Origin of the sequence: Pectobacterium parmentieri (assembly GCF_001742145.1) — a bacterium.
GTDB lineage: Bacteria > Pseudomonadota > Gammaproteobacteria > Enterobacterales > Enterobacteriaceae > Pectobacterium > Pectobacterium parmentieri.
Map to the genome: position 1 here is coordinate 4,691,812 of NZ_CP015749.1, position 23,901 is coordinate 4,715,712.

23 protein-coding genes and 2 pseudogenes are annotated in these 23,901 nt (G+C 50.5%); 12 read left to right on the top strand and 13 right to left on the bottom strand.

The features are described from left to right. Positions 1 to 27 precede the first annotated feature (27 nt). The 4 genes from A8F97_RS21280 to ppiA all read left to right on the top strand — a co-directional run bounded on the left by A8F97_RS21280 (position 28) and on the right by ppiA (position 3,362). Positions 28 to 909, top strand: coding sequence for an ABC transporter permease (locus A8F97_RS21280; protein ID WP_095522177.1), 882 nt, complete (start codon positions 28 to 30; stop codon positions 907 to 909). Then, positions 881 to 1,768: an ABC transporter ATP-binding protein gene (locus tag A8F97_RS21285; RefSeq protein ID WP_015731345.1), complete on the top strand. Its 888-nt coding sequence runs from the start codon at positions 881 to 883 to the stop codon at positions 1,766 to 1,768. Before A8F97_RS21280 ends, A8F97_RS21285 begins: the two co-directional genes overlap by 29 nt. 44 nt (positions 1,769 to 1,812) lie before the next feature. Then, positions 1,813 to 2,589: an ABC transporter ATP-binding protein gene (locus A8F97_RS21290; protein ID WP_025919615.1), complete on the top strand. Its 777-nt coding sequence runs from the start codon at positions 1,813 to 1,815 to the stop codon at positions 2,587 to 2,589. Between the two features lie 203 nt (positions 2,590 to 2,792). Further along, positions 2,793 to 3,362, top strand: a complete 570-nt coding sequence (gene ppiA / locus A8F97_RS21295) for a peptidylprolyl isomerase A (protein ID WP_014701650.1) — start codon at positions 2,793 to 2,795, stop codon at positions 3,360 to 3,362. Between the two features lie 84 nt (positions 3,363 to 3,446). On the opposite strand, the gene pelZ is transcribed toward ppiA, so the two are convergent. From pelZ to pelA, 4 genes are all read right to left on the bottom strand, one after another. Continuing rightward, a complete protein-coding gene (pelZ, locus tag A8F97_RS21300; protein ID WP_015731344.1) occupies positions 3,447 to 4,724 on the bottom strand; it encodes a pectate lyase PelZ in 1,278 nt (425 codons plus the stop codon). Between the two features lie 162 nt (positions 4,725 to 4,886). After that, complete coding sequence (gene pelC / locus A8F97_RS21305; protein WP_014701648.1) at positions 4,887 to 6,011, bottom strand: pectate lyase PelC; 1,125 nt, start codon at positions 6,009 to 6,011, stop codon at positions 4,887 to 4,889. Positions 6,012 to 6,718: 707 nt separating this feature from the next. Then, positions 6,719 to 7,843, bottom strand: a complete 1,125-nt coding sequence (pelB, locus tag A8F97_RS21310) for a pectate lyase PelB (protein WP_033072215.1) — start codon at positions 7,841 to 7,843, stop codon at positions 6,719 to 6,721. 548 nt (positions 7,844 to 8,391) lie between these two features. Then, positions 8,392 to 9,516, bottom strand: a complete 1,125-nt coding sequence (gene pelA, locus A8F97_RS21315; RefSeq protein WP_014701646.1) for a pectate lyase PelA — start codon at positions 9,514 to 9,516, stop codon at positions 8,392 to 8,394. 750 nt (positions 9,517 to 10,266) lie between these two features. On the opposite strand from pelA, the pseudogene A8F97_RS23990 reads away from it, so the two are divergent. Next, positions 10,267 to 10,428 (top strand): annotated as a pseudogene (locus tag A8F97_RS23990) (tyrosine-type recombinase/integrase); the annotation flags it as partial. Between the two features lie 173 nt (positions 10,429 to 10,601). Here the strand turns inward: A8F97_RS23990 and A8F97_RS21320 are convergent. The 4 genes and pseudogenes from A8F97_RS21320 to A8F97_RS23995 all read right to left on the bottom strand — a co-directional run bounded on the left by A8F97_RS21320 (position 10,602) and on the right by A8F97_RS23995 (position 11,987). Continuing rightward, positions 10,602 to 11,219: a LysE family translocator gene (locus A8F97_RS21320; RefSeq protein ID WP_033072214.1), complete on the bottom strand. Its 618-nt coding sequence runs from the start codon at positions 11,217 to 11,219 to the stop codon at positions 10,602 to 10,604. Positions 11,220 to 11,382: 163 nt separating this feature from the next. After that, the gene (locus A8F97_RS21325) at positions 11,383 to 11,706 is read right to left on the bottom strand and encodes a helix-turn-helix domain-containing protein (RefSeq protein WP_033072213.1); all 324 of its coding nucleotides are present in this window, start codon (positions 11,704 to 11,706) and stop codon (positions 11,383 to 11,385) included. Beyond that, positions 11,690 to 11,812 (bottom strand): annotated as a pseudogene (locus A8F97_RS24895) (type II toxin-antitoxin system RelE/ParE family toxin); the annotation flags it as partial. The gene A8F97_RS21325 and the pseudogene A8F97_RS24895, both read right to left, overlap by 17 nt. Continuing rightward, positions 11,805 to 11,987: a transposase gene (locus A8F97_RS23995; protein ID WP_099092845.1), complete on the bottom strand. Its 183-nt coding sequence runs from the start codon at positions 11,985 to 11,987 to the stop codon at positions 11,805 to 11,807. The pseudogene A8F97_RS24895 and the gene A8F97_RS23995, both read right to left, overlap by 8 nt. A gap of 360 nt (positions 11,988 to 12,347) precedes the next feature. Between A8F97_RS23995 and A8F97_RS21335 the strand changes: the two genes are divergently transcribed. Then, positions 12,348 to 12,923: an aminodeoxychorismate synthase component II gene (locus A8F97_RS21335; RefSeq protein ID WP_033072212.1), complete on the top strand. Its 576-nt coding sequence runs from the start codon at positions 12,348 to 12,350 to the stop codon at positions 12,921 to 12,923. A gap of 119 nt (positions 12,924 to 13,042) precedes the next feature. Beyond that, on the top strand, positions 13,043 to 14,269 hold the full coding sequence (gene argD / locus A8F97_RS21340) for a bifunctional acetylornithine/succinyldiaminopimelate transaminase (RefSeq protein ID WP_014701644.1): 1,227 nt from the start codon (positions 13,043 to 13,045) through the stop codon (positions 14,267 to 14,269). A gap of 230 nt (positions 14,270 to 14,499) precedes the next feature. On the opposite strand, the gene crp is transcribed toward argD, so the two are convergent. After that, entirely contained in the window at positions 14,500 to 15,132 is a 633-nt protein-coding gene (gene crp, locus A8F97_RS21345) for a cAMP-activated global transcriptional regulator CRP (RefSeq protein ID WP_005969523.1), read from the bottom strand. 374 nt (positions 15,133 to 15,506) lie between these two features. Between crp and A8F97_RS21350 the strand changes: the two genes are divergently transcribed. After that, positions 15,507 to 15,914: an OsmC family protein gene (locus A8F97_RS21350; protein ID WP_033072211.1), complete on the top strand. Its 408-nt coding sequence runs from the start codon at positions 15,507 to 15,509 to the stop codon at positions 15,912 to 15,914. A 166-nt stretch (positions 15,915 to 16,080) separates the two neighbouring features. Here A8F97_RS21350 and A8F97_RS21355 read toward each other — a convergent pair whose 3' ends face one another. The 3 genes from A8F97_RS21355 to A8F97_RS21365 form a co-directional block, all read right to left on the bottom strand. Then, the gene (locus tag A8F97_RS21355) at positions 16,081 to 16,950 is read right to left on the bottom strand and encodes a phosphoribulokinase (RefSeq protein ID WP_015731342.1); all 870 of its coding nucleotides are present in this window, start codon (positions 16,948 to 16,950) and stop codon (positions 16,081 to 16,083) included. Positions 16,951 to 17,072: 122 nt separating this feature from the next. After that, entirely contained in the window at positions 17,073 to 17,309 is a 237-nt protein-coding gene (locus A8F97_RS21360; protein ID WP_005969531.1) for a YheU family protein, read from the bottom strand. Then, entirely contained in the window at positions 17,306 to 18,343 is a 1,038-nt protein-coding gene (locus A8F97_RS21365) for a hydrolase (RefSeq protein ID WP_033072210.1), read from the bottom strand. Before A8F97_RS21365 ends, A8F97_RS21360 begins: the two co-directional genes overlap by 4 nt. Positions 18,344 to 18,449: 106 nt before the next feature. Between A8F97_RS21365 and A8F97_RS21370 the strand changes: the two genes are divergently transcribed. Next, positions 18,450 to 19,052 carry a LysE family translocator gene (locus tag A8F97_RS21370; protein WP_014701640.1) on the top strand — a complete coding sequence of 201 codons (603 nt, stop codon included), beginning with the start codon at positions 18,450 to 18,452 and terminating at the stop codon, positions 19,050 to 19,052. A 72-nt stretch (positions 19,053 to 19,124) separates the two neighbouring features. Here the strand turns inward: A8F97_RS21370 and A8F97_RS21375 are convergent, their stop codons facing one another. After that, a complete protein-coding gene (locus A8F97_RS21375) occupies positions 19,125 to 21,032 on the bottom strand; it encodes an ABC transporter ATP-binding protein (protein ID WP_025919612.1) in 1,908 nt (635 codons plus the stop codon). Positions 21,033 to 21,157: 125 nt separating this feature from the next. Here A8F97_RS21375 and kefG point away from each other — a divergent pair, with 125 nt between their 5' ends. The 3 genes from kefG to A8F97_RS21390 all read left to right on the top strand — a co-directional run bounded on the left by kefG (position 21,158) and on the right by A8F97_RS21390 (position 23,782). Next, entirely contained in the window at positions 21,158 to 21,709 is a 552-nt protein-coding gene (gene kefG, locus A8F97_RS21380; RefSeq protein WP_015731339.1) for a glutathione-regulated potassium-efflux system ancillary protein KefG, read from the top strand. Position 21,710: 1 nt separating this feature from the next. Beyond that, positions 21,711 to 23,522: a glutathione-regulated potassium-efflux system protein KefB gene (kefB, locus tag A8F97_RS21385; RefSeq protein ID WP_014701637.1), complete on the top strand. Its 1,812-nt coding sequence runs from the start codon at positions 21,711 to 21,713 to the stop codon at positions 23,520 to 23,522. 65 nt (positions 23,523 to 23,587) lie between these two features. Next, positions 23,588 to 23,782 (top strand): YheV family putative zinc ribbon protein, encoded by a 195-nt coding sequence (locus A8F97_RS21390; protein WP_014701636.1) that lies wholly within the window; start codon positions 23,588 to 23,590, stop codon positions 23,780 to 23,782. Positions 23,783 to 23,901 lie beyond the last annotated feature (119 nt).

Below are 23,901 nucleotides of genomic sequence, written 5' to 3' on the forward strand. Positions count from 1 at the left end.
GAGCCGCCGGTCAGCCGTGAGTCGGTAATGCGGACACCACCGGAAAAACGCGTGAGTCGTCTGCGGCTACGCGGGGCGCGAATCGGCGGGTTTCTCTTGACGATGCTACGCAATCCGCTCACCGCGATTGGTTCCGCGATTGTGCTGATGTTGGTGCTGGTTGCCATCTTCGCGCCGTGGATCGCCACGCACGATCCGCTGGTACAGGATTTGTCCAATGCGCTACAGGCACCGAGTGCGGCACATTACTTTGGCACCGATGAGTTTGGGCGCGATGTGTTTAGTCGTCTGGTCTACGGTTCGCGCATCACGCTGTATATCGTTGCGCTGGTGTCGGTCACCGTTGGGCCGATCGGGCTGGCGCTAGGTGTGGTTTCGGGGTATTACGGCGGTATCGTCGATACCATCCTGATGCGTATCACCGATATTTTCATCTCTTTCCCTAGTCTGGTATTGGCGCTGGCGTTCGTGGCGGCACTCGGTCCTGGTCTGGATCATGTGGTGATCGCGATTACGCTGACGGCCTGGCCGCCGATTGCGCGTTTGGCAAGGGCGGAGACGCTGTCGCTGCGCCACGCGGATTTTGTTTCTGCCGTGAAGCTGCAAGGCGCATCGTCTGTCCGCATCCTGCTGCACCACATTGTTCCGTTGTGTCTGCCGTCGGTGATTATTCGTATCACCATGAATATGGCGGGCATCATTCTGACGGCTGCGGGCCTGGGCTTTCTGGGATTGGGGGCACAGCCGCCCGATCCTGAATGGGGTGCGATGATCTCTGCGGGTCGTCGTTACATGATGGAGTGCTGGTGGTTAGTAACTATTCCGGGGCTGGCGATTTTGATTAACAGCCTGGCGTTCAACTTCCTTGGAGATGGCCTACGTGACATCCTCGATCCCAGAACTGAATAAGTCTTCTCAACGTGTATCGGGAAGCTCTCCTCTGATGGAAGTGGAGAATTTGCGGGTAAGCTTCGTGAACCGTGGTGCCGTGACGGATGCCGTGCGCGGTGTCTCCTTCTCATTGGGTTGTGAAAAGCTGGCCATTGTCGGCGAATCTGGCTCCGGTAAATCGACGGTCGGCCGTGCGCTGTTGCAATTGCACCCGCACAGTGCGCGGATTACAGCGGATAAACTGCGTTTCGGTGATACCGATTTGCTGAAAGCGGATGAGGCGCGGATGCGTCAGATTCGCGGCAAGCGCATATCCATGATTATGCAGGACCCTAAATACTCGCTGAATCCGGTGGTGTGCGTCGGCGATCAGATTGCCGAAGCCTATCTGGCGCACCATAAGGTGTCGCACCGCGAGGCGAAGGAAAAGGTCATGGCGATGCTGGACGTGGTGCGTATTCGTCAGCCAGAACGTGTCTACAATCTCTATCCCCACGAGATTTCGGGCGGTCAGGGGCAGCGTATCATGATTGCGATGATGCTGATTACCGAACCTGAAATCGTGATTGCCGACGAGCCGACCTCCGCTCTGGATGTCTCCGTGCGCTTGCAGGTACTGGCGATGCTGGACGATCTGGTGAGTGAGCGTGGTCTGGGGCTGATTTTCATCAGCCACGATATCAATCTGGTGCGCAGCTTCTGCGATCGGGTGTTGGTGATGTATGCCGGGCGCGTCGTGGAGTCAATTGCTGCCGCCGATCTGGATAACGCACAGCACCCGTATACGCGCGGGCTGCTGAATTCGCTGCCGGATATCGACCACCGACGCCCGCGTTTGCCGGTGATGAATCGCGATCCTGCCTGGATCAACGGATAAAGGGGATAATCATGGCAACTGAAGCAATGCGTCAGCGTCAGCCGATGATCGAAGTGAATAACCTGAATCTCTCTTTCGGTCAGGGTAGTGCAAAGAATCAGGTGTTGTACGACGTGAACCTCACGGTCAACGATGGCGATATCTTTGGTCTGGTGGGGGAATCGGGTTCCGGTAAAACTACGGTGCTGAAGTGTCTGGCCGGATTGTTTAATCATTGGGAAGGCACGCTGCACATTGACGGGCAGAAACTGGCGCACCGGATCGATCGGGCACGCTGTCGTCGGGTGCAGATGGTGTTTCAGGACCCGTATGGGTCGCTGCATCCTCGCCACACGGTGGAAGCGATTCTGGAAGAGCCACTGTCGATCCACCGCTTTGACGACCGTGACGATCGTATCGATACGTTGCTGGAGAAGGTCGGGTTGGGAACGAACTTCCGCCGACGCTATCCGCATCAGCTATCGGGTGGGCAGCGCCAGCGCGTGGCGATTGCCCGGGCGCTGATTCTGGAGCCGAGAGTGCTGCTGCTGGATGAGCCAACTTCGGCGCTGGACGTGTCGGTGCAGGCGGAGATCCTCAATCTGTTGACGGAGTTGCACCAGCAGGAAAAGCTGACTTACCTAATGGTGACGCACGATTTGGGCGTGATTTCCCACTTGTGTCATAAAGTGGCGGTGATGCAATACGGTAAGATACTGGAAACGCTGGAGACCGACGATCTGACCAGCGATGTGCCGAAGGATGCCTATACCTCGATGCTGGTGGATGCCAGTCGTCAGTACAGCCGCGATCTGGCGGTGCGTTCGGAGCGCATGGGCTAGGTTGTATAGGCGGCATGCTGCGCGATAAGCATCATGAGGGCCGAGTAATCGGCCTTTTTTTTATCTTTCACGCAGGTTTTCGTTCACAGTTGGTTACGAACAGACTTTTATACGTAAAAAAAGGTAAATGGGTAGCGCTGAAGAGTGTGGATACTTACAATCATTACGCTTTCTGTAGTTGGCCTCTTCAAAAAGGAATTCTCATGTTCAAACGTACTCTGGTTGCGGCAGCAGCCCTTATTTCACTGGCGGCATTTTCTCCAGCCTTTGCGGCTTCCGGCACCACGCATGTGCTGTTGACGACGTCCGCAGGCAATATCGAACTGTCTTTAGATAATCAAAAAGCACCAGTTTCGGTAAAAAATTTCGTCGAGTACGTTAACAATGGCTTCTATAACGGGACGACATTTCATCGTGTGATCCCCGGTTTTATGGTGCAGGGCGGCGGTTTTTCTGGCGAAATGAGTCAAAAAGCGACCAATGCGCCGATCAAGAATGAAGCTGACAACGGCCTGCGTAACCAGCGTGGTACGATCGCGATGGCGCGAACTGCTGACAAAGATAGCGCGACCAGCCAGTTCTTTATCAACATTGCGGACAACGCTTTCCTCGATCACGGTCAGCGTGATTTTGGTTACGCTGTGTTCGGTAAAGTGGTGAAGGGCATGGAAGTCGTGGATAAGATTTCTCAGGTGCCAACGAAGAATGTTGGGCCTTACCAGAATGTGCCGACTACACCGATCGTGATTCAGTCAGCAAAAGTGCTGCCTTGATTGGTGAGATAGAAGTAAGACACTGAGAATATGAAAAAGGCCATGAGAGTGGCCTTTTACGATCTTAACGCCTTAGCTACCGCGCTATTCCAGAGCTTTTGCCATCTGCTGTAGCCAGGCATCTACGCCAGTACTTGGCACGCTAAGTTTGCGGTAAGTTGCCGTTGCTACAGGGTAGCCACCAACGTCTTCCTGGCTGTTTACGAAGCTACCTTTCCGCTGTTTGACATTGTCCACGATACGCTTATCGACAGCATCACGATCTTTGGGACGTGCGCCCGCGCTTTGTAGTACCTGATTGGTGACTGAGCTGGCCGGTGAAGCCGTTAAGCCCGCAGGCCAAATAGGGGATACCTTGAGTAACGTAATCCCGCTGCCTGACGTTTGCGGTGCAGTTTTTCCGTTGGCATCATACGCGAGGTTATCTGACATCCAGACATCGCCAGAGCTGTTGCTTCCTACCAGCCCTAAACCGGCTTTGGTATTTACGCCGTAGTGCATAACGTTACCCGCAACGGAGACGCGTGGGCTAGCGGGCATGGTTTTCCCTTCCCATTCTCCTTTTACCCCACCAACGCGAAGACCCCAGATGCCGGGGTTGTAGATCAGGTTATTGACCATGACGCCCGTTGAGCCAGCCTTGAACCAGGCGTTGCGCTCGTTGTTGTGGGCATACAGGCTGCCAACGATCGTCACGTCAGTCACGTTATCGTGAACCAGCGTCCCCATCGAGTGAATACCTTTGGTGTGGGCGGAATCGTATAAGCCTTCTGCAACGATATTATTCGAGAGCGTGATACGGTGTGCGGTGTTCTGTGGGCCGTCATAGCGCGGGCCGGATATCGATAGGTTTTCGTCTGTACCCCAGGCGAAACTTGAGTGGTCGATGACAACGTTGTAGGCATTTGCGCCGTTGATTGAAACATCGCGTTCAAAGCCACTTTTCTTACCCGTACCTGCATCGCCGATACGAAAACGAATATGTTGCATGAGTACGTCATGGGTGCTAATCCCCATCCCGCCGCGAATAATGGTGATGCCGGGAGAAGGTGCGGTCTGACCAGCGATGGTGACAAACGGTTCCGTTAGCCGGAGGTCACTTTTGTTTAAGTCGATAATACCGCCAACCTCGAAAACGATAATGCGTGGCCCTTTGGCGGCCAGTGCTTCTCTGAGTGAACCTGCCCCGGAAGACGCCAGCGTCGTGACGCGAATAATGCGCCCACCACTGCCTGCCACGGTATCAGTTCCGAATCCTTTCAACTCTGGTGCTGCCGGTGTGGCTGCGCTCGCCATCGGTATGCCGACACTGAATGTTAAGCTGGTGCTGAACAGTGCGGCGAACAAAAGAGTACGTTTCATTTCATTTCCTTGAATATTAACGATAAAAATGAGCGAGCCCTAAGGGCTCGCTCAAGTGCGGCCCGAACGATAAATCGACGGGCGTTAAGCTCGTTTACAGACTCCTGTTAGCACAGGACAATGAGGGTAGGAGCCTGAAGCCAGCTTATTTACTCTTCTCGACTAGTTGCAATTTGCTGCTGTCAGTACGGCAAGGTTTTTGTTCACGCCAGCATAATTTGCCAGCTTGTCCTTCACGCACTGTGCTGAAACTGGGGAGTAGCTGTAAGGAACAGAAGCGAACGTGCCGGTGCTTTTCCAGTCTTCAGCATTCACGTAGGGCTTGGTATCTTTGTCCCAGGTGATGTTGTATTTCGCGAAGTCGGCTGGGCTCATGACGTTGTTGTTACGCAATTCCCAAGTACCGAAGTTGGAACCATCGTAGCGTGAGGTCACCGGGTTTTTCGCATTTTCGAACCAGTTGCGTTCGATCAGCGCAATCCCTTTCTGGCGCACGTTCAGGCCAGAGCTGGTGATGTTGGTATACAGGTTGTTGTAAGCGTGAACCTGACCACCACGTTGCAGTGGGAGGCGAGCGTTAACATCGTCGTAAATATTGTGATGGTAAGTCAGATCACGACCTGTATCGCTGCTGCTGAAGCCGCTCAGCCCCACCTTTTTGATGCCGTGAATGTAGTTGTACGACACGGTCACGTTGGTAGACGCTTTCTTGATATCAATTGCGGATTCGAATGTGGTGTCACCGTCTTTTGTACCTTTACACTCAAAGTTCTTGGCAAAGATCTCGTTGTGGTCAATCCAGACGTTTGGCGTGTTATCGATACGAATTGCATCACCGTCCTGCGCACCGCCCGGCATGTAACCAAAACGCATATTACGGATGACAATATCGGATGATTTCGTCAGCCAGATCCCGAAGTTGGCGGAAGAACCATTGGTTCCGATGATAGTAATCCCTTTGGTGAACTCTTTGATTTCCACACCGCGAGCGTCTTTACTCCATTGACCACAGATATCATTCTCAGCAGCTTTGATCAGCGCATCTTCATTACCGTTGTAGGTGATGACGAGCGGGTAAGCGCCACCTTTGACCTTCTTACCTTTGGCGTCCAGCTTCGCAGCTTCGATAATATCAATGATATCTTGCATGGAACGCGCTGTTTTGTTCACGGCACCGGCAACGTTACCGCCGTCAGTGGTAGCATAACCTCCCGTATTTGCCGCCATCGTCGGTTGGGCTGCAAGCAATAACAGCCCAGCGGCTGCAGAAGGCAGTAGATATTTCATTTAGGTACTCTCCTTGGAATAGAATTTTTGTTTGGGTGTTTATGGTCCACATAACCCAGATTATATTATTGTGGTGTTTCAATAAAAATGAAAATTAAGTTTATTGAAACCCCGGATAAGTGTTATCACAAAAATAAAATAACTCAATATTTAGATATTAAATCTATCGATTGAATAACATAGGGATGTATTGATGATTAGTAAGTGTCTATTTTAAATGATAATATTATTTTCATTTTTTCTAAAATTAAGGTCTTTATGGTTTTTATTAAAAACGAAATTATATTTCGTTTTATTATTTTTTGATAGGGGTGCTTTGATGGAAACGATCGCTGTGGGTAATATCAACAAATAGGGTTACCTAATTGAGATGATGGTATCAGAAAATAGTTGATGTCGATCAAGTTACTAATTAATCCCGTGTTGGTGAGTTATTATTTAGGTTGCACATCCTAATCCTTAACTAATGAATGGTTTATTTATTGGTTAAGCTATCAATTAACTAAATTAATAATTAGCTTGATAGTTAATTCATCACTTATTTTTAGGCATGTATTTCAATATTCACGCGTAGGCTTTCATAAAAATAAGCGAGCGCTAAGCGCTCGCTCGGACAGAACAGTGGCTCAGAGTGAAAAGTCGCTGTTGTGGAAAATTCAGGCTTATTCCTTCCTGCCATTCATTGGGGAAAGGAAGCCTGACCGCATTTATTTGCAGTTAGCTGCTGTCAGTACTGCCAGGTTTTTACCTACGCCAGCATAGTTTGCCAGTTTATCCTTCACGCACTGCGCCGAAACTGGTGTGTATTTGTAAGAAATGGAAGGGAATTTGCCGGTACTTTTCCAATCATCGGCATTGACGTGAGGTGTGGAAGGGCGACCCCAAGTAATGTTGTATTTGGAGAAGTCTGCCGGTTTGGTGATGTTGTTGTTACGCAACTCCCAGGTACCAAAGTTGGAGCTGTCGTTACGTGCCGTCACTGGGTTCAGTGCATTTTCGAACCAGTTACTTTCGATCAGCGCGATCCCTTTCTGGCGAACGTTAAAGCCAGAGCCAGTGATGCCGTCATACAGGTTGTTGTAGGCATGAACCAGGCCACCACGCTGCAGCGGCAGACGTGAATTAACATCGCGATAGATATTGTGATGGTAAGTCAGGTTACGACCGGTGTCCGTATTGCTTGCGCCGCTTAGACCGACTTTCTTGATGCCATGAATGTAGTTGTAGGATACCGTGACGTTAGTTGATCCTTTCTTGATATCAACCGCTGACTCAAAAGTCGTGTCGTTGTCTGGTGTGCCCTTACACTCAAAATTTTTGGCAAAGATCTCGTTATGGTCAATCCAGACGTTCGGAGAGTTATCAACACGAATGGCATCACCGTCTTGCGCACCGCCCGGCATATAACCGAAGCGCATATTACGTACCACGACGTTAGAGGAGTTCACGATCCAGACGCCAAAGTTGGCGGATGAGCCATTGGTACCCTGAATGGTAATACCTTTGGTGAACTCTTTGATTTGTACGCCGCGTGCGTCCTTACTCCACTGGCCGCAGATATTCTTTTCAGCCGCTTTGATTAATGAATCTTCATTACCGTTATAGGTGATAATGAGTGGGTAAGCGCCGCCTTTGACTTTCTTGCCTTTTGAATCCACTTTCGCGGCTTCAATAATATCCACGATTTCTTGCAGGGAACGTGCGGTTTTTTTCACTGAGCCGGAAACATCTCCACCATCTGTGGTGGCATAGCCACCCGTATTTGCGGCCATCGCTGGTTGGGCAGCGAGTAATAACAATCCAGCGGCTGCCGTAGGCAATAGGTATTTCATTATGACTGTCTCCTTGAAATAGAATTTTCATGGGCATTTATCGTTCCATATGCCCGATGTCGCAGGTACAAATTTTTCAACAAAAATGAAACTCAGTTTTGGTGAAAAACCAAGGGGAGTGTGGTCAAAAAATAAGATCAGTTCAAGGGTGAAATGTTAAATGTATTACGGTTGAAACATTTTGTAATACTGATGATTGGATAATTTGGGTTTTATAAGAAACAATTTTCTTTTAAAGTAACCGGAAATCATAAAGTTATTTTTTTTGCAGAGAATAGATTCACTCGGGTTTCTTTATTGGTTGGGTTTTAAATGATTATTTTGGTTGTGGCAATGACTGCCGCTAGCGTAAGGAAATCATCTTAAGTCAAAATATACTATCACAGGCATATTCAATATTGTTTACGTGATGCGTCAATTTTATCGTGAATTTTAGTTTGTTAAAAAATAATTATTATTGGTCTCTATGTAGCGTAAAAAATGAGCGAGCCCAAACAGCTCGCTCAGAGAGAACCCGACGCAGAGTGAACACGTCGGGATTAACGCGTTTATTTACAGTTGGCTGCTGTCAGTACTGCCTGGTTTTTACCTACGCCAGCATAGTTCGCCAGTTTATCCTTCACGCACTGTGCGGAAACAGGAGAGTAGCTATACGGTACGGCTGGGAATTTACCGGTGCTTTTCCAGTCATCCGCATTGATGTGCGGGGTAGACGGTTTACCCCAAGTGATCTTGTATTTAGCAAAATCAGATGGGCTGGTAATGTTGTTGTTACGGAGTTCCCAGGTACCGAAGTTGGAATCGTCATTACGTGCAGTTACTGGGTTGAGTGCATTTTCGAACCAGTTGCTTTCGATCAGCGCAATCCCCTTCTGACGGACGTTAAAGCCTGAGCTTTTGATGCCGTCATACAGGTTGTTATAAGCATGTACCTGACCACCACGTTGCAGCGGCAGACGTGAGTTAACATCGCTGTAAATATTGTGATGGTAAGTCAGGTTACGGCCGGTGTCCGTGTTGCTTGAACCGCTCAAACCTACCTTTTTCACGCCGTGGATATAGTTGTACGATACGGTGACGTTGGTTGACCCTTTCTTGATATCGACAGCCGATTCAAAAGTGGTGTCGTTGTCTGGCGTACCAGCACATTCGAAATTCTTAGCGAAGATCTCGTTGTGGTCGATCCAGACGTTCGGTGAGTTGTCGATACGGACGGCATCGCCATCTTTTGCTCCACCCGGCATGTAGCCGAAGCGCATGTTGCGCACGACAACGTTGGAAGAGTTAACCAGCCAGATACCGAAATTGGCGGAAGAGCCATTGGTACCAAGGATGGTGAGCCCTTTGGTAAACTCTTTGATTTCTACACCGCGCGGATCTTTGCTCCATTGGCCACAGATATTGGCTTCAGCCGCTTTGATCAATGCATCTTCATTACCGTTATAGGTGATGACGAGCGGATAAGCGCCGCCTTTGACTTTCTTACCTTTAGAATCCAGTTGCGCTTCTTCGATGAGATTAATGATTTCTTGCAGAGAACGTGCGGTTTTCTTCACCGCGCCGGAAACATCGCCGCCGTCAGTGGTGGCATAACCTCCCGTGTTTGCCGCCATTGTCGGTTGGGCTGCGAGCAGCAACAGCCCAGCGGCTGCAGAAGGCAGTAGGTATTTCATTGAGTACTCTCCTTGACGTAGAATTTTTTGGGTATTTATCACTACACACCCTGTGTAATAAAATGGCTGTTTCAACAAAAATGAAATTAAGGTTTGTCTATAAAGCCGAGCTAAGTGTTAACAGAAAAAACAAACAATACAAGATGGGGCGTTAAATATATTAATTAAATAACAGAGGACAACTGAGTAAATTTGTGTTCATTATCTTTAAATAGAAACTTATTTCTGTTTAAATCCTTTTAATTCATTCGCTTATGTTTTATTTTTCGATATGGATTCTTTATTTTTATCCGTTTTTTACGTAAGAGTTATTCCTTTTGAAGCAATTGTGATCGCCGTCAAAAGTTAAAAATAAATACGATTTATGAATATTAATCCCATGGCTTAACCTGCCGAATTTAAAAAACGTAATTAATTCATGAGGTATTTTTAGTTATTATTTTTTTTGTTAAAAATGATTTCATGAAAATCGCGTTCTACAGGGATGGAATAATAAATATTACCTATTAATAAGGTTATTTATTGTGGAAATAAATCATTTGTGATCAATATAATTATTATTGCACTAATTTATTGCGCAGGGATTGTGAGTCTTTTGTCTTTGCTGGAGACAAGGGACTGGGTGCCAGATTCGAATTTCATGTATGTTAGTACCGTTTTTCCGACTAACAGTACAATGACTATGCTGCTACTTATCGATAACTGTCATCGACGTCCATTAGCGTTTGTTACGCTCCATCTTATGGTTTATTAAATGAAATGGGCTACCGGCCGGATGTGATCGAACGTCAGCTTGCTCATACTGAGCGTAACAAGGTACGGGCAAGTTACAACCGTGCGGAATATCTGGATGAGCGACGGAAGATGATGCAAGTGTGGGCGGATTTTGTCGGTAATTTGCATTGTAAATAATTTCAGTGGCTTGCAGTGGGCGACAAAAATTGTCCACGACATGAGAGCTTTTCTAGAAGCACCAAACGTCTGTTTCGGCACGGAGCTGACAGGCCCATGAATAACACGTCTGCTACGAGCGAAAAACAGACCTGAGGGCTGCGTATCCACGGACTGAAATTTACTCGTCTCACTTACTTTAACAGCAGTCGAATTCCAAGAAAGGCCATTACTGCTCCGCTTAGTCTATCTAAGAATTTACGGTATTTAATGTAAGCTTGACGTGGCCCCTCAGTTGATAACAGGCATGCAACGACTGCATACCAGAGCACATCAATAACGAAGGCCATCATGGGCAGGATGATATACATAACCGGCTGAATATCTTTGCTAAGTGCCGCGGAAAAGATACTGGCAAATACCAGAGCGGTATGGGGATTACTGATTTGTGTGAATACACCGGTCAGAAAAGCTTTTGAGGCGCTGATGTTCCCTGAAACGGCAGGATCATTAAACCGGTTTGAAGGACGACGAAACATTTTTAACGCCAGCCACAGAAGATAACAACCGCCGACAACTTTCAGAGCTGTGTAAAGTGACGGAACCAACGTCAGTAAGGTGTGAAGACCCGCCAACGCTATGGCAGCAAAGACAAGCGCACCAAAACCCATACCTGCCGCAACAAATAATGCCGCCCGTCGCGAACTGGACATGGCAGTGCGGGCAACGAGGAGAAAGCTCACCCCCGGGCTCATTGCACCGATCGTGATAGCTACACCAATAGCAGAAAGCGCAATAAAATCAATTGTCATTCATCTTCTCCATTATTATTCAGTGCCAGCCAATTCCCTCGTTGCGCGAACTGTACACCTAACGAACCGCTCCCAGTTAACAACATTACACGATCTCATAGACGTTCGCTTCTGGCACAGGGCAGACCGTCAATCTATCTTCCAAAATAACCAGTCCAATAAATCAAACCAACACCTTCAAACCATGCTTCTGCACCACGGTAAGCAGTTTCAGCGATAACCCGCTGGGACGTTTTACGCCGCTTTCCCATTTCTGCACCGTTGAGACTCTGGTGTTAAGGTAGCGGGCGAAAACTGGCTGACTGACGTTCAGCTTTTCACGCAGTGCCTTAATCTCAAGGTGGTGAAGATCATCCACACTGTTGAGGCACGCTTTGTCAAAGTTGCGCATGGTTTCCTGAGGGATAGCGTCGACACTGAATAATCCAGAAGCCGCGCTGTGAATAGCCTCAAATGCAGGATTCTTGAATTTACTTTGTGCGGTCATGGCAAATCTCCACCAGTTCTTTACTCTTAATCAGTGCTGTAATTTTTTCATCGGCAAGGGTTGCGTAGTGCTTCTCCAACTCGCGGAATCCGGCCAGTTCACGATATATCGATATTCGCCATCTCCAGTGCGTCTATATCCTGATAGAGTTTTTTCCAGTTGTAGGGCGTGTTCTCTTTGATATCAAGCCCCTGTGCCATACGGGCAACAGACTTGCCGCTTTCGAGCAGTAACGCCACGGCTCTACGCTTGAACTCCGGGGTATATTGTTGTCTCGTCATAGCGACCTCGCTTTCGTTGACTGATTTGAAAACAAGGTGGGCACTAAATCAAGGCAGATCATAACTTAACTCACTAATAAATAATAATTTTTAACCTAATCATAAAAATCAGATGGGGGAAGCCGTGATCCCTGAATAAGGGGCGGGCGCGGTGTGATGGGTTCCACTGCATGGTCATGGGTATCTTTAGCGTTTTGTTAGCGTAAATTTCTTGTCATCCCTTTCATGCTGGAGACAGGTACAATGGCCTTTATCGCTTTAGCCCATAAGAATGTATCAAAAAAATTGCGGGTATTAATGCGGGTATTGAAAGACAACTCAATTAACATGTTTATTATTTATCAATAAGTTAACTAATTTATGCTGCTAATTATCGATAACTACGACTCCTTTACCTACAACCTTTACCAATACTTTTGTGAGCTTGGTGCACAAGTCGTGGTGAAGCGTAATGATGAACTGACGCTGCACGAGATTGAGCGGCTTGCGCCCGAGCGGTTGGTGATTTCTCCAGGCCCCTGTACGCCAGATGAGGCGGGTATTTCACTGGCGGCTATTCGTCACTTTGCTGACAAGTTGCCTATTTTGGGTGTGTGCCTTGGCCATCAGGCGATGGGGCAGGCGTTTGGCGCGCGCGTAGTGCGGGCACGACAGGTGATGCATGGCAAAACCTCTACGATTGCGCACAGCAATACAGGCGTTTTTGCGGGGCTCGCTCAGCCCTTGACGGTGACTCGCTATCATTCGCTCATCATTGATGCAGCTTCGCTACCCGATTGCTTTGAGATTACCGCCTGGAGCGAACATGAAGGCAAGCGAGATGAGATTATGGGGATCCGCCATCGCTCACTGCCGCTTGAAGGTGTGCAGTTTCACCCGGAGAGCATTCTCAGCCAGCAAGGACATCAGCTTTTGGATAATTTCCTTAAAATTTAGCTATATAGAAAGTTATTCTCTCTAGTGGCCGATTTAATATTGCCTGTAATTGATTTTTTATGCATATTTATTGACTATATTTTCATTCTAACGTGATGGATAGCAGAGTGAGGCAGCAAATGGCAGCAGAGCAGAAAGCAGTGACACGGGATACTCACGATAAAGTGATTTTGCCGGTTTATGCACCCGCGAAGTTTGTACCAGTGAAAGGTAAAGGGAGTCGCGTCTGGGATCAGGATGGTCGTGAATATATCGATTTCTCTGGTGGTATCGCGGTCACGGCGCTCGGTCACTGCCATCCGGCGCTGGTCAACGCATTGCAGCAGCAGGGCGAAAAGCTGTGGCATACCAGCAATATTTTCACTAATGAACCCGCACTACGCCTCGCTAGCAAACTGATCGATGCCACGTTTGCCGATCGTGTGTTTTTTGTTAACTCCGGTGCAGAGGCTAACGAAGCGGCATTTAAGCTGGCACGTCACTATGCGGTTAAACGCCATAGTCCGTATAAAACCAAGATCATCGCCTTCTACAATGCATTCCATGGTCGCACGCTGTTCACCGTTTCAGTTGGCGGACAACCTAAGTATGCCGATGGTTTCGGGCCTAAGCCTGCCGATATTGTGCACGTACCATTCAACGATCTGGCTGCGGTTAAAGCAGTGATGGACGATCACACCTGCGCGGTTGTGCTGGAGCCGATTCAGGGAGAGGGCGGTATTACACCCGCTACGCCTGAGTTTTTGCAGGGCGTTCGTGAGTTGTGCGATCAACATAAAGCGCTGTTGGTGTTTGATGAAGTGCAGAGCGGGATGGGGCGTACCGGTAAATTATTCAGCTATATGCACTATGGGATTACGCCGGATATCCTGACAACCGCTAAAGCGTTGGGCGGTGGTTTCCCTATTAGCGCGATGCTGACGACGGAAGAGATCGCATCGGCCATGACGGTTGGGGTACACGGAACGACCTATGGCGGCAATCCGCTGGCCTGTGCGGTGGCAGAAGCCGCGCTGGATATCATCAATACGCCGGAAGTGCTGTCGGGCGTAGCAGATCGTCACGATCGCTTTGTTAGTGAACTTGAGAAAATCAACCAGCAGTACGGTGTGTTTGATCAGGTACGTGGTATGGGGCTGCTGTTGGGGGCCGAACTGAAACCGCAGTGGCATGGCCGTGCGGGCGAATTTCTGGCTGCCGCAACGGCACAGGGGCTGATGGTGTTGATGGCGGGTCCGAACGTCATCCGTTTTGTGCCGTCTTTGATCATTGATGAAGATGATATTGCACAGGGGATGGCGAAATTCGCCAACGCTGTTGCGCAGGTCGTTAACGCAGGAAACTGAGTTACGCTCTTAAAATAGCAGCGATAAAAAAACGTAGGGAACGTTTTTCAACGTCGCTTGCGACGGCCCGCAGGGGGGCGGCCAGGGATGGCACGCCATAAAAAACGTAGGGAACGTTTTTCAACGTCGCTTGCGACGGCGCGTGGGGTGACGAGCAGAAAACTCGCCATAAAAAAAGCGTGAGGCCGAGGCTTCACGCTTTTTTATTGGTAGGGTACCGCGACAGGGATTTAGCGAGTGCCGTAAACGACGATCGTTTTACCGTGTGCAGAGATCAGATTCTGGTCTTCTAACATTTTCAGAATGCGGCCCACGGTTTCACGCGAGCAGCCAACGATTTGCCCAATTTCCTGACGGGTAATTTTAATTTGCATGCCATCCGGATGTGTCATGGCATCAGGTTGTTTGGCCAGGTTGAGTAATGTTTGGGCGATACGGCCAGTCACATCAAGGAAGGCGAGGTTGCCGACTTTTTCTGAAGTCACCTGAAGTCTGTTTGCCATTTGCGCAGACAGGCGCATGAGGATGTCCGGGTTAACCTGGATGAGTTGACGGAATTTTTTGTATGAAATTTCAGCCACTTCACAGGCAGTTTTTGCCCGAACCCAGGCACTGCGCTCCTGACCTTCTTCAAACAGGCCTAGCTCACCAATAAAATCGCCCTGATTGAGGTAGGAAAGAATCATTTCCTTGCCTTCTTCATCTTTGATTAGCACTGCGACAGAGCCTTTCACGATGTAGTAAAGCGTTTCTGCTTTTTCACCTTGGTGAATCAGCGTGCTCTTCGATGGATACTTGTGGATATGACAATGGGAAAGGAACCATTCGAGAGTTGGGTCTGTCTGCGGTTTGCCGAGAACCATTCGCTATCATCCTCTGTTGTAATTCACTGCGCAAATTACAGGGGTCAGAGTTCCCTGTACGGCGTGTTTAACTGCTAAAAAAATAAAATTCAGTCTAGGCAGAATGACGTCAGGGAATATACTGGAACCACTGTACCCTTGATTTTCCGGTTGCTACCTTGCCGCACCGTAAACGTGGCTGGGTATGTCTGGCTACGTCATCATCTTCTTCGTTTCTGGGTTTGTCCAGAAAAGGTCTATTCTATTTTTGTTTTAACACAGCTTTAATGATGTGTCTTGTGTTGTCTCGCTTCAGCATGACAAAGCTCTGATTAACGCTGGTTTTTGTACAGTAACGATATAAATTTTCAAAAAAATTTTAGTGGAGAGGCATCATGCAGGCTCGGGTAAAATGGGTTGAAGGCTTAACGTTTTTGGGCGAATCGGCATCAGGGCACCAGATATTGATGGACGGTAATTCTGGCGATAAAGCGCCTAGTCCGATGGAAATGGTGTTGATGTCCGTAGGGGGATGCAGCGCGATTGATGTGGTTTCAATTCTGCAAAAAGGCCGCAACGATGTGGCAGATTGTGAGGTGAAATTAACCTCGGAACGCCGCTCTGAAGCGCCGCGTTTATTTACCCATATCAATCTGCATTTTATTGTGACGGGGAAAGGGTTGACCGATAACGTCGTTGAGCGGGCGGTTGCCCTATCAGCGGAAAAATACTGCTCCGTGGCATTGATGCTGGGCAAAGCCGTTGAAGTGACGCACAGTCACGAAATTAGAGCGCTGGCATAGTTCCTTCCTCTGGGCACTAATTCTGCTCACTTGAGCCCGTTATTAGGAGAAACACCGGGGGGGAGGTTCTCGTAGGGAGGCCTCACCCCGGTGGACGGCCCGAGTATCTCGATGCATAAACGATTGGTATTATCCTCGGGCACGTTCTCACCGTGCCCAGCTTTGCTTATTCGATGGCTTTCCCTTCTATCAGCCGCTGCACCAGCGGTGCCATGATTAGCTCCATCGCTAGCCCCATTTTTCCGCCGGGGACGACCAACGTGTTGATGTGGGAGATAAACGCCCCCTGCAACATGGCGAGCAGATAGGGATAATCAATATTATCCAATCCCTGAAAGTGGATGACGACGAAACTTTCATCCAGTGAGGGGATTGACTTGGCAGCAAACGGGTTGGAGGTGTCCACGGTGGGGACGCGCTGGAAGTTGATGTGTGTGCGAGAAAACTGTGGCGTGATGTAGGTGATGTAGTCTTCCATAGAGCGGACGACGGAATCCATCACCGCTTCACGCGAATGACCACGTTCATTGACGTCACGAATCAGCTTTTGGATCCACTCCAGGTTGACGATCGGTACCACGCCGACGAGCAAATCGACATGCTGTGCCACGTCGTTTTGATCGGTGACCACGCCACCATGCAGCCCTTCATAGAACAGGATATCGGTGGGCTCCGGCATCGGTTCCCACGGTGTGAATGTACCGGGAACCTGATTGTAGGGGATCGCTTCATCGTAGGTATGAAGGTATTTACGCGTCTGACCGTGACCATGTAGGCCATATTCGATAAACGATTGTTCCAGCAGGCTGAAATCATTCGCTTCCGGGCCGAAATAGCTGATGTGTCGCCCTAAATCACGCGCTTTGCGGATCGCCATGTCCATTTCCGGGCGGGTATAGCGGTGAAAGCTGTCGCCTTCCAACTGGGCTGCTCGTAGATCAAACTGCTGGAAAATCTTACGAAAGGCCAGACTGGTTGTCGTGGTACCTGCTCCGCTGGAGCCGGTAACCGCAATAATCGGATGCTGATGTGACATAAGGCGCGTGACTCCGTGATCGCGATGCCACATAGGCTGAAGCCTGTGTGCATCCTCAAAAAAGACGTAATGGTTCCCATTGTTAGCATGTTTGGCGTGCGCTTTCACGCCTTTCGCCATGATCAATAAGGGGCATGCCCTCCGGCATTGAGCTGGCCGCGTGGCATAATATTGAGGGTTTCATGTAACTCAGACCACACCAAAACTACGTCGCCAGATTGGAGTTGGCTACGGATATCTTCCACTTTCTGTGCCAGCGAGCGCTCCTGTTCGCCGTAATCAGTGCCTTCGCGCAGCACGAACGATTCGATGATGTTATCCAGCGTTTCTGGATCGAGCTGTTGCCAGGGAATAATCACGCTATGTTTCCTGAGTAAAAGGGTTCCTGGGTCAAAAGGGTTCCTAGAGAAGAATCGGTGGCGTAGTCCAAAAATGGGCTAAGCCAGTTGGGAATGCGCTGTTCCAGCCACATTTCCGGTTTCAATAACGTACCACTGACGAAGCCAACGTGCCCACCATGTTCCGTTAGCTGATACTCAATATTAGACGGTAACTGCGACAGATCGGGAATCACCTCCGGCGTCATGAAAGGATCGTCTTTCGCGTGGATGATCAGCAGCGGTTTGCGTATTTGAGGTAACAGCGGCAGAGCGCTACAGCGTCGATAGTAGTCAGCCGCATCGTGAAAGCCGTGGATACGTGAGGTAATGACGTCATCAAACTCGCGTAACTGACGGATTTTCTTCAACTGCGGCAACTGAATCGGCAGCGTGTCCGGGTAGGCGGCCAGCTTGCGTCCCGCGTTTTGTTTCAACAGACGCAGCAGGTAGTGCTGATAGATGCGGGAGAAACCTTGTTCCATCCGACGGCTACAGGGTTCGAGCATCAAGGGGGCGGAAACGATGACCGCAGCGGACAAGGAACAGGCTTCACCCTGCTGGCCGAGCAGGTAGGCCAGCATGTTGCCGCCGAGAGAAACGCCGATGGCGGCGGTAGGAGCCTCGCCCAGCGTCTCCTGCATCCAGTGCAGGAAATAGCCGGCATCGCTGGTTTCTCCAGAGTGATAAATACGCTTCATCCGGTTGGGCTTACCGCTGCACCCGCGAAAATGCATGATGACGGCCAGCCAACCGCGCTGTTTGCAGGCATGAAGCAGGCCGTGGGCATAGGGGCTATGGAAGCTGCCTTCCAAGCCGTGAAACAGCACCACGCGCGGTTTATGCCTCGCCTGCTCGGGCGCCTCGCTCCATGCCAGATCGACGAAATCGCCGTCCGGTAATTCGAGCGCTTGCCAGACTGGTAAAAACTGCGCGTGACGGCGAATCAGGCGCGGTAATAGCGTTTGCAGATGCGGATTATGCGCGCCGCTCAGCGGGCGAAAATGGTCATGCATAAAGAATATGAAAATCTTGTTGTCGGCTCTTGTACGATCAATATCACACTGTTAGCTTCAATGCTGCCAGTTGGTACGACATTTGGGTCAGGAGCGCCCACAAATAATGGAACTGAGTTTATTTCTTTCGATGTTGGGCTTTTTGTGGGTAGCGGCCATCACACCGGGGCCGAATAATATGCTGTTGACCACCTCGGGCGCGAATTTTGGCTTTATGCGTTCACTGTGGTTGATGGTCGGTATTATGCTGGGCATGCAGAGCATTCTGCTGCTGGTCGCATTCGGCGTCGGTGGTTTGATTCTGATTTATCCTTCGCTGCACTTTGTCCTGAAAGTCCTCGGTAGCGCCTATCTGCTTTGGCTGGCGTGGAAAATCGCCACGGCGGCTTACGAACGGCTGGAGACGTCCGTTGCACCGCCTCAGCCGATCCGACTTTATCAGGGGTGGTTACTGCAATTTCTGAACCCGAAAGCGTGGCTCATGGCGCTGGGTGCGGTTGCCAGCTTTAGTCTGGCGGGTGAAGGTTATAACCATTCTGTGATCGCGATAAGCATCGGCATTGTGCTGGTGAATTTGGTTTCCGGCGTCATCTGGCTTGGGTTTGGTACGATGATTGGGCGACTGCTGCGCAGTAAGAAAGCGTGGATTATCTTCAACGTGTCAATGGGGCTGCTGACTGCCGCCTGTGTGCTGTTGATTTGGCATTAGTGCTGAACTGATGCTGATGAGGCCGCGAGCGGTTTACCGCTCGCGACGCTTTTCAGACGAGAGATATCAAAGTTACTCGCTCTGCATCATCTGCTCTAACTGTTCCTGTGCGTCTAGCCAGGACAGCTCTGTTTCTTCCAGATCGATTTTGACTTTGGTTTGCTGTTGCAGGCAGTCGGTGAGTTCGGCTTTGCGGCTGATATCGTAGATTGCACTGTCCGCCAGTTTGGCTTCAAGTGTGGCCAGCGCTTCACCCAGCTTTTCCATCTGCTGCTCAAGCTTGGTTATCTGCTTACGCAGCGGCTGAGTTTGTGTTCTCAACTCGGCTTCGCGACGTTTCTGATCTTTTCTACCCTGCGCACTGTTGGCGGCATTCTCTTTTGGCGTTTCATCGGCCGCATTTTCCTGACGTTGCAGGCCAACCAGCCACTGTTGGTAGTCTTCCAAATCACCGTCGAACGGTTCGACTTTCTGGTCGTGTACCAGATAGAGATCGTCAGTGGTCGAACGGATCAGGTGTCGATCGTGCGAGACGACAACCAGCGCGCCTTCAAAATCGATTAACGCTTCGGTTAGTGCCTGACGCATATCCAGATCGAGGTGGTTGGTCGGTTCGTCGAGCAGCAGGAGATTCGGACGCTGCCAGACGATCAGCGCCAGCACCAGACGGGCTTTTTCGCCGCCGGAGAAGCGCTCGGTGATTTCGGTGACTTTGTCACCCTGAAAACCGAAGCCGCCGAGGTAGTCGCGCAGTTGCTGTTCCGTTTCCCGTTCTGCCAGACGCACCAGATGTTGCAAGGGGGACTCGTCCGCACGCAGAAACTCTAGCTGATGCTGGGCGAAGTAGCCGAGCTTAACGCCTTTCGCTAGCCCGATTTCCCCTTTCAGCGGGGCAAGTGTGCCCGCAAGCAGCTTGATCAGCGTGGATTTACCCGCACCGTTATGGCCGAGCAATCCGATGCGGGAACCTGGCACTAAATTGAGTTTGATGGATTCGAGAATCAGCTTGTCGTTGTAGCCAGCACTGACCTTTTCCATCTTCATGAGTGGATTGGGCAACGATTCCGGCGCGCGAAAGCTGAAGCGGAAAGGGTTATCGACATGCGCTGGCGCAATCATCTCCATGCGTTCCAGCATTTTTATCCGGCTTTGCGCCTGTTTGGCTTTGGTCGCTTGCGCACGGAACCGATCAATATAGTGTTGCAGATGCGCGACGCGCTCCTGCTGGTGCTCATAGAGCGATTGCTGTTGTGCGAGGCGGGTGGCGCGCTGGCGTTCAAACGAGGAGTAGTTGCCGGTGTACTCGTTGAGCGACTGCTGTTCGATGTGCAGAATCTTGGTCACCACCGGATCGAGGAAGTCACGGTCGTGCGAGATCAATACCAGCGTGCCGGCGTAGTTTTTCAGCCATTTTTCCAGCCAGATGACCGCATCCAAATCGAGGTGGTTGGTTGGTTCGTCCAGCAACAGCAGGTCTGAACGACAGATCAGCGCCTGTGCCAGATTCAGGCGCATCCGCCAGCCGCCGGAAAAGGCACTGACAGGTTGTTGCAACTGTGGCTGAGAAAACCCTAATCCACTGAGCAGACTTGACGCTCTGGCTTGTATCGTCCAGGCCTGAATGGCATCCAGCTTGCCGTGCAGGGTGGCAATAGCGTTGCCGTCGTTCTCTTCGTTGGCGGTTTGCAACGCAGCTTCCAACTGGCGAAACTCGCGGTCACCGTCAATCACGTAGTCCAGCGCAGGTTTGTCCAATGCCGGTGTTTCCTGGTTGACCCAGGCCAGTGACCAGTTTTGCGGGAATGTCGCGCTACCGCCATCGGCGCTGATTTCACCTTTCAGTAATGACAGCAGCGTAGATTTACCACAGCCGTTTTTGCCAACCAGACCGACTTTCTGGCCGGGATTAACCGTTGCTGTCGCGTTGTCGATTAGAACGCGTACACCACGTCGAATTTGCAGCGAAGAGAAAACAATCATAAAGCGCCGTATGTTCAGAGTATGTTAAATTATGGACATATCAGGACACGCGGTGTCCTGTTTTTAGTCGTTGCGCTGCATGGTAACGGAAAACGATTATCATGACGACGCTTTGGAGGGGAATGATGTCGCAGCCACCGAAGATTTTGCTGCTGTATGCCCATCCGGAACCACAGGACTCGGTAGCAAACCGCGTCTTATTGCAACCGGCGCAGCAGTTGGCAAATGTAACCGTGCACGATCTTTATGCACACTATCCTGATTTCTTTATCGATATTCATCACGAACAACAGTTGCTGCGCGAGCATCAGATCATTGTTTTCCAACACCCGTTTTACACCTATAGCTGCCCGGCGTTACTGAAAGAGTGGCTCGATAGGGTGTTATCCCGTGGTTTTGCCAATGGGATTGGCGGCAATGCGCTGGCGGGCAAATACTGGCGTTCGGTGATTACGACCGGTGAACCGGAAGATGCTTATCATGCTGATGGTAACAACCGCTACCCGATGGAAGATTTGCTACGCCCGTTTGAGCTGACGGCCGCCATGTGTCGTATGCACTGGATGCGCCCCATGATTGTTTACTGGGCACGTCGTTTACAGCCCGATGTGTTATCGAGTCAAGCCAGAGCTTACGGTGAATGGCTCTCCTCACCTTTATCTGAAGAGGAACGCTAATATGGAGAGTTCTGCGCTACTGACCGCCGGAGTCTTGTTTTTGTTTGTGGCGGTAGTAGCCGTACCGATCGCTGCCCGATTAGGGATTGGCGCCGTATTGGGCTATTTGATCGCCGGGATCGCCATTGGCCCTTGGGGGCTCGGCTTTATTCGTGACGTGGACGCTATCCTGCACTTCTCGGAGCTGGGTGTGGTTTTCCTGATGTTTATCATCGGCCTGGAGCTGAATCCGGCCAAGCTCTGGACGCTGCGTCGTTCGATCTTCGGCGTTGGGGCGGCGCAGGTTGGCCTGAGTGCGCTGATTCTCGGTGGGGCATTATATCTGACAGACTTCTCGTGGCAGTCAGCGTTGATTGGTGGCGTGGGGCTGGCGATGTCGTCAACAGCCATGGCGCTGCAACTGATGCGCGAGAAAGGCATGAATCGCAGTGAGTCCGGGCAGCTTGGCTTCTCTGTCCTGCTGTTTCAGGATCTGGCCGTTATCCCTGCGTTGGCGTTGATTCCGATTCTGGCGGGTGTGCAGGGGGATTTCGGCGATTGGGAGCGGATCGGGCTTAAAGTTGCCGCGTTCCTCGGCATGTTAATCGGTGGCCGCTATCTGGTGCGTCCGCTGTTTCGTTTTATTGCGGCATCTGGCGTGCGCGAAGTATTCACTGCTGCCGCGCTGTTGCTGGTGCTCGGTTCTGCGTTGTTTATGGAAGCATTAGGGCTTTCCATGGCGTTAGGCACTTTTATCGCTGGTATTCTGCTGGCGGAAAGTGAGTACCGGCATGAACTGGAAATTGCGATTGAGCCGTTCAAAGGTTTACTGCTTGGGCTGTTCTTCATCTCCGTGGGGATGGCGCTGAATCTCGGCATCCTCTATACCCACATCGTAAAGATTATGGTTGCGGTATTGGTGCTGGTGGCAGTGAAAGCGGCGGTACTTTATTTCCTTGCGCGGATTAACCGAATGCGCCGCTCCGAGCGCTTGCAGTTTGCCGGTGTGCTGAGTCAGGGCGGCGAGTTCGCTTTCGTGCTGTTTTCCGCCGCGGCTTCATTCAACGTATTGAAAGGTGAACAGTTGCCGCTGTTGCTGGTGACGGTGACGCTATCGATGATGACGACGCCTTTGCTGATGCAGGTGATTGACCGCATTCTGGCGCGTCGTTATAACGTGCAGGACGTGCCGGATGAGAAGCCGTATGTTGAAGACGACGAGCCGCAGGTCATTGTGGTGGGCTTCGGACGTTTTGGACAGGTGATCAGCCGCTTGCTTATGGCGAACAAAATGCGGATTACGGTTCTTGAGCGCGATATCAGTGCCGTCAGCCTGATGCGTAGCTATGGCTATAAGGTTTATTATGGTGATGCCACGGAGCTGGAACTGCTGCGTTCGGCGGGAGCGGACAAAGCGCGATCGATTGTGATCACCTGTAATGCGCCGGAAGATACGATGGAAATCGTACATCTGTGTCAGCAGCATTTTCCAAATCTGGAGATTCTGGCACGGGCGCGTGGTCGTGTTGAAGCCCATGAACTGCTGCAAACCGGTGTGAAACATTTCTCGCGTGAAACCTTTTCCAGCGCGCTGGAGCTGGGGCGGAAAACACTGGTGACGCTCGGTATGCACCCCCACCAGGCGATGCGGGCGCAACAGCACTTTCGCCGTCTGGATATGCGCATGCTGCGCGAGCTGATGCCGCAGTTGACGGGGGATGTCGCACAAATTTCCCGTGTGAAAGAGGCGCGCCGTGAACTGGAGGATATTTTCCAGCGCGAAATGCTGCGTGAGCGCCGTCGGCCCAGTGTGTGGGATGAGGACGACGAGTAAGAATCAATAACGCCTACTGGATAAGTTCTTGGATACAGGTTCTGTAATGGATAATGGGAGCGAGCATGCGTAAACGTTTTATTGCCGGGGCGGTGTGCCCGACGTGTCAGGCGCAGGACACGCTAGCGGTTGGACGAGAAGATGACGTTGAGGTGGTGGTGTGCGTAAAGTGCGGATATCGCCAGAGTCGGGCAGATGAACCCATGACAGCACCTGCCCCGCAGGCTAGCGATATTATCGGGATCTTCCGGCCAGAATGAGGGATGAGAGTCATGGTGGCATTGTCACCAACTGTTGACGTTTTTTGATTCCAGACGGTACATAGGGACATTTTTCAGCTACAATTTGCGCCAGTTTGATTTCCAACGGTAGGAGATAT